Source organism: Microvirga sp. HBU67558, from assembly GCF_018069605.1.
GTDB lineage: Bacteria > Pseudomonadota > Alphaproteobacteria > Rhizobiales > Beijerinckiaceae > Microvirga > Microvirga terrae.
In genome coordinates this window covers 1-1,711 of sequence record NZ_JAGPUP010000337.1, presented here as the reverse complement: position 1 = coordinate 1,711, position 1,711 = coordinate 1, and the positions used below count along the sequence as shown (strand labels likewise).

Here is a 1,711-nt window from a genome sequence, read left to right as displayed (position 1 = left end):
GACGTGGCGGTGGCGCCCGGGATCGGCTTCGGCGAGCACGGCGACGATTACGTGCGCATCGCTCTTGTGGAAAACGAGCAGCGCATCCGTCAGGCGGCCCGCAACATCCGCCGGTTCTTCGACAATGCGGACCAGACCCTCGACAACGTGATACCCTAAGTGGTGCATCCGGTAAGTCATGCGGCTCTCGGCAGCAGGGCGATCCCGGGGGAGCGACGTGGCCGATGCCGGCGGCGTTGACCCCAGACGAAGGGATGGCGGTGCGCATTCCAGTAGACCGTAGCGCGGTAGATCGCATCAATGATCTCATCCCAGGTCTCAAACCACCGGCCCGCCAGTGCCAGCGAGCGCAGGATCTTCCACCAGGGCTCGATCAGGTTGAGATAGGCCGCATATTTGGGTTGGAACACCACCTCCCAGCGCGGGTGCGCCAGCACGAACAGCAGCACGTCTGTGGTGCGGTGTGAACTCAGGTTGTCCATGATCGCATACACCCGCTTGGTCGAACTCGGGATCCAAGCCTCAACGTGCTCCAGAAAGTCGACCCAGTGGGCGCCGCCGCGTCCTGGATACGGATGCGTGAAGGCTTCGCCCGTGGCCGGACAAAACGCGCCAAAGACATAGCCTTTGGCGCGCCAGCCGTAGTCGATCTCCTGCTTCGCCCGTTCGGCCGGTCGCGTTCGGCTCTGCACCATCGCACGGCCGGCATAACTCTTCGCACTGACCGGCCCATCTCGTCCAGGCAGATCACACAGCTGCCCGCGGGTGGCGTCGTGTAGAGCGTTTTGGATTTGCTTCGGTTCAGTGGAGAGCGGTTTGGTCGCTATTTGGCCAACTTCTCGAACTGAACCGGACTGATGTAGTCGAGCGTCAAATGACGTCGGATTGGGTTGTAGAAGTAGAGTAGGCGGCTAGAGCATCGGACGGTTAAACGGACGCATAGCCGGCAGCTTTGAGGTAATTCCAACATGGTGAGCCCCACCAAAGCAACAGCCATACTCTCATGCAGGTGCACGGGCCGTCAGACAGGATCTAGTTCTGGGCGTAGCGCATCAGTGTCGAAGCCCTTGTCGGTAATCAGAGCACCGATTTCGATGCCCTCCAACAGGGTTTGTGCTCCAATACTATCATGCTGCTGGCCCGGAAATTGGTGCAAGTCCACCAGCCTGTCCAGCAGGGCCACGATCTTGGTGGTCAAGCCGCCGCGCGAACGTCCGATGGCCTGAGCATAAGTCCCCATTAGGCGCCCGTGCCATGCTGATGGACTCGGATGATGAGGCCACCGATGAGCGTGTACTCGAAATCGGGATCGCCTGAGAGAGCGTGGAAGACCTGCTGAAGCACGCTGGTCTGACACCGCCGGTGGAAGCGGCGAAACACGCTGTTCAAGTACCCGACCATCTCTGACAGGTTGCGCCAAGGCGCTCCCGTGCGAACGATCCACAACACTGCATCCAGAACCACTCGGTTATCCGCACCCGAGAGACTGGGATCACCGGCCTTGCCGGGCAGTAATGGCACAACACGCTCCCACTGCTCATCCTTCAGGATCATGCGATTCAAGGCTGACCTCCAGTTTTTCAGAATAGAATCAAAATTTCTCCACTGCGGTAATCCTCGACCCCTGAATGTCCACAGGCCGCAGTCGCGGCCGCATCCTGAATCGATTCTTTGGAGTTAGTCAGGTTGTCGAAAGCTGAACCGGTCATGA

Annotated in this window: 1 protein-coding gene and 2 pseudogenes; 1 reads left to right on the top strand and 2 read right to left on the bottom strand. The window is 59.6% G+C overall.

Going from position 1 to position 1,711, the window contains the following annotated elements; all coding sequences use genetic code 11:
• Window positions 1–159 (top strand): annotated as a pseudogene (locus tag KBI52_RS01635) (aminotransferase); the annotation flags it as partial.
• Window positions 160–176: 17 nt separating this feature from the next.
• Here KBI52_RS01635 and KBI52_RS01630 read toward each other — a convergent pair.
• Complete coding sequence (locus KBI52_RS01630) at window positions 177–695, bottom strand: transposase (RefSeq protein WP_210804890.1); 519 nt, start codon at window positions 693–695, stop codon at window positions 177–179.
• Between the two features lie 347 nt (window positions 696–1,042).
• Window positions 1,043–1,563: pseudogene (locus tag KBI52_RS32510) on the bottom strand (IS5 family transposase); the annotation flags it as partial.
• Between the last annotated feature and the right edge of the window lie 148 nt (window positions 1,564–1,711).